Annotated in this window: 4 protein-coding genes; 3 read left to right on the top strand and 1 reads right to left on the bottom strand. The window is 62.2% G+C overall.

The genetic code is table 11. The features are described from left to right. Positions 1-216: 216 nt before the first annotated feature. Positions 217-1,710 carry a form I ribulose bisphosphate carboxylase large subunit gene (locus U4Y90_RS35805; protein ID WP_321801847.1) on the bottom strand — a complete coding sequence of 498 codons (1,494 nt, stop codon included), beginning with the start codon at positions 1,708-1,710 and terminating at the stop codon, positions 217-219. A gap of 356 nt (positions 1,711-2,066) precedes the next feature. Here U4Y90_RS35805 and pqqA point away from each other — a divergent pair, with 356 nt between their 5' ends. From pqqA to U4Y90_RS35790, 3 genes are all read left to right on the top strand, one after another. Further along, positions 2,067-2,141, top strand: a complete 75-nt coding sequence (gene pqqA, locus U4Y90_RS35800) for a pyrroloquinoline quinone precursor peptide PqqA (protein ID WP_008354335.1) — start codon at positions 2,067-2,069, stop codon at positions 2,139-2,141. Positions 2,142-2,221: 80 nt separating this feature from the next. Further along, complete coding sequence (locus tag U4Y90_RS35795; protein ID WP_321801845.1) at positions 2,222-2,788, top strand: DUF447 domain-containing protein; 567 nt, start codon at positions 2,222-2,224, stop codon at positions 2,786-2,788. Between the two features lie 35 nt (positions 2,789-2,823). Next, on the top strand, positions 2,824-3,513 hold the full coding sequence (locus U4Y90_RS35790; protein WP_321801844.1) for a (5-formylfuran-3-yl)methyl phosphate synthase: 690 nt from the start codon (positions 2,824-2,826) through the stop codon (positions 3,511-3,513). Positions 3,514-3,579 lie beyond the last annotated feature (66 nt).

The following is a 3,579-nucleotide window of genomic DNA, read 5'->3' as shown; positions in this document are numbered from 1 at the left end:
CTCGCTATTGCCGGACCATTAGGCCAATCGCCTGTGCCGCGGCCGGTGTGAAGTACTTTGGATGGGGATAGCTGCTTTCTTTGGTTACTTTCTTTGCAGCAGCAAAGAAAGTGACTGCCGCCCCGCACAGGGGCAGTGCCAATAGACCACTAAAAAATCGGGATCCGGCGAAAAAAAAACAACACGCCCAACGGAATCCAGCGAAAAAAACCAAACCTAAACCCCCGCCGTCGCGGTAACAGCAAAATCCGGCGTATCCGTCGACGCATAGTTGAAAGTCACATCGCGCCAGGTATCGAGCGCTTGCTGCAACGGCGTACACCCCCGCGCGGCGGCCTCGAGAATATCGGGCCCTTCATTAGCGATATCGCGCCCCTCATTCCTCGCCTTCACCATCGCTTCGAGCGCGACGCGATTAGCCGTCGCCCCCGCCTGAATGCCTTGCGGATGCCCAATCGTGCCGCCGCCGAATTGCAGAATGCAGTCATCGCCGAACAGATCCAGCAACTGATGCATCTGTCCCGCGTGAATCCCGCCCGATGCCACCGGCATCACCTTGCGCAAACCCGCCCACGGCTGATCGAAGAAGATGCCGCGCGACAGATCCGGCTCGTTGCGCGACTCGCGGCACACGTTGTAGTAGCCCTGCACCGACAATGGATCGCCTTCGAGCTTGCCGACCGCCGTGCCCGCATGCGCATGATCCACGCCCGCCATGCGCAGCCACTTCGCGATCACGCGAAACGAGATGCCATGATTGCGCTGCCGCGTATAAGTGCCATGTCCCGCACGATGCAAATGCAGGATCATGTCATTGCGCCGCGCCCACTTCGACATCGACTGAATCGCCGTCCAGCCGATCACGAGATCGATCATCACGATGCACGAACCGAGCTCTTTCGCAAACTCCGCGCGCTCGTACATGTCTTCCATCGTGCCGGCCGTCACGTTCAGGTAATGGCCCTTCACCTCGCCGGTCTCCGCTTGCGCGCGGCTCACCGCTTCCATCGCGAAGAGATAGCGGTCGCGCCAGTGCATGAATGCCTGCGAGTTGATGTTCTCGTCGTCCTTCAGGAAATCGAGTCCGCCCTTCAGGCCTTCATACACGACGCGCCCATAGTTCTTGCCCGACAAGCCGAGCTTCGGTTTCACCGTCGCGCCGAGCAGCGGGCGGCCATATTTGTCGAGCCGCTCGCGCTCGACGATGATGCCCGTCGGCGGCCCCTGAAACGTCTTCAGATAGGCAACGGGAATGCGCATGTCTTCGAGACGCAGCGCCTTGAGCGGCTTGAAACCGAACACATTGCCGATGATCGACGCCGTCAGGTTCGCGACCGATCCCTCTTCGAAAAGATCGAGGTCGTAAGCGATATACGCGAAGTACTGCGGCTCGTCAGCACGCGCGTTCGGCACCGGCTCGACCCGATACGCCTTCGCACGATACATGTCGCACGCCGTCAAACGGTCTGTCCACACGACGGTCCACGTCGCCGTCGACGATTCGCCCGCCACGGCCGCAGCCGCTTCCTCCGGCTCGACGCCCGCTTGCGGCGTGATACGAAAGAGCGCGATCACGTCGGTGTCCTTCGGCGTGTAATCGGGCTGCCAGTAGCCCATCTCGCGATACTTCATGACGCCGGCCGCGTAGCGCGAGCGCGGATCTGACGGATTGCGCACCGCCTCGACGGCGGCCTTGCTGAAGTCGTTCATTCCGTTTCCTCGACAGTGAGATGAGAGTGACGTGCGCCTGCTGTGATTGCAGAGTAAGCACGGGCCGCGCTGAAGGGAATTCACGAATTTCTTGCCCCGCCATAAGCGATGCCTTAGTCGGGATTAGCCCTGATGCGTATATGGCCGAACGAATGGGACACTTTGTTCTGATTTCGTCACAGTCGGCACGCGTGATGAGCGAGTCGCGCTCTTCGGCATCCGCTTCATGTCATTGGCATGGCGCTTGCATCGTCGAAGGGCCGGCCCCGTCCCGGCCGCCTGGCGGATTCGTCCGCATCGGCAAATCATTGAAGCGGTAATCGAGGCATCAACCCGACTCACATGGAGGAACGCGCATGCAATGGACCACGCCTAGCTTCACCGATATGCGTTTTGGTTTTGAAATCACGATGTATATCGCCACCCGCTGAACGCGGATCAAACCCGCACGAAGCCGCGTCGAAGCAATCGCGGCGCTTTCGTGCGGCTACGAATGCTTTCGCCGACCATCATGATTTACGAAACCATCGTCACGACCGCGGATCGCGATGGCCGGCCGCACATCGCGCCAATGGGCGTGCGCTTCGAAGCGGGCTTCGCGATTCTCGCGCCGTTCCGTCCTTCGACGACACTCGACAATGTCATCGCAACGAAGAGCGCCGTCATCAACCTGACGACCGACGTGCGCGTGTTCGCGGGCTGCGTGACGGGTTTTGCGCGCGACTGGCCGACGGTCGTCGCGGACGCGGTGCCGAGCGTGCGGCTCGCATCGACGCTCGCGCATATCGAGTTGCGCCTCGCCGAACTTCTCGACGACGAGACGCGCCCGACGCTGCGCATGGAATGCGTGCATCGCGCGACGCATGCGCCGTTTCCGGGCTTTAATCGCGCGCAGGCGGCGGTCGTCGAAGGCGCGATTCTCGTGAGTCGGCTCTTCATGTTGCCGCCGGAAAAAGTGGATAGCGAAGTCGCGTATCTGCAGATCGCCATCGACAAGACCGCGGGCGATGCCGAGCGCGAAGCCTGGCGATGGCTTTTGCAGGCGATCGAGGCGCATCGCGCGAAGGCGCTCACCTGATGCTTCTGCCGTAGCATCCCTCTGGAGTTTCGACGATGACCGTATTGCTCGCGAGCGTCCGCTCGGCTGACGAAGCATTCGATGCCGCGGATGCAGGCGCCGAACTGATCGATCTGAAGGAACCGGGTGCGGGCGCGCTGGGCGCCGTCGCGATCGGCGATATCACGCGGATCGTGCGGGCGTTGCGCGCGCGGTATGCGGTGCGCCCGATCAGCGCGACCATCGGCGACTTGCCCAACGATGCGCTCGACGAGATGACCGCGCGCGTGCTCGATGTCGCGGCTGCGGGTGTCGATTATGTGAAGGTGGGCGTCTCGCCCGGTGCGGATGCCGTTGCATGCCTGCGGCATCTGGCGAGCTTGCCGGCGGCGGTGGTGCCGGTGTTGCTGTCGGACGATGGCGTGGATCGCGAGCTGGCGGCGCTCGCGGCGCAGCTTGGCTTTGTCGGCATCGTGTTCGATACGGCGAGCAAGAACGGGCGCACGTTGTTCGATTGCGTCGATGTGGGGATGCTTGCTTCGTGCGTGAGCGATGCGCGCGCGCGCGGGACGATGATTGCGGTGGCGGGATCGTTGGGATGGGGCGATCTCGACAGGATTCGCCTGCTTGCGCCGGATATCGCGGGATTTCGGGGGGCGCTCTGCGATGAGCGCGATGGGCGCGGGGGGAGGCTTGATCCGCTTCGCGTCGAGAGGTGGGTTCGGGCGTTGCATGAAGGAGCGTAGTGGCAGTGCCCCTTGGGCGGGGCGGCATTGCGTTTCTATGAAATCCTGGTTTCTATGAAATCCTGG

Origin of the sequence: Caballeronia sp. J97, assembly GCF_905220305.1 — a bacterium.
Classification (GTDB): domain Bacteria; phylum Pseudomonadota; class Gammaproteobacteria; order Burkholderiales; family Burkholderiaceae; genus Caballeronia.
This window is presented reverse-complemented; position numbering and strand designations above follow the sequence as displayed.

What these genes read in the sequence shown, in the direction of transcription:
- U4Y90_RS35790 (WP_321801844.1), top strand. Translation starts at nt 2,824, where the DNA reads ATGACCGTATTGCTCGCGAGCGTCCGCTCGGCTGACGAAGCATTCGAT.
- U4Y90_RS35805 (WP_321801847.1), bottom strand. Translation starts at nt 1,710, where the DNA reads ATGAACGACTTCAGCAAGGCCGCCGTCGAGGCGGTGCGCAATCCGTCA.
- U4Y90_RS35795 (WP_321801845.1), top strand. Translation starts at nt 2,222, where the DNA reads ATGATTTACGAAACCATCGTCACGACCGCGGATCGCGATGGCCGGCCG.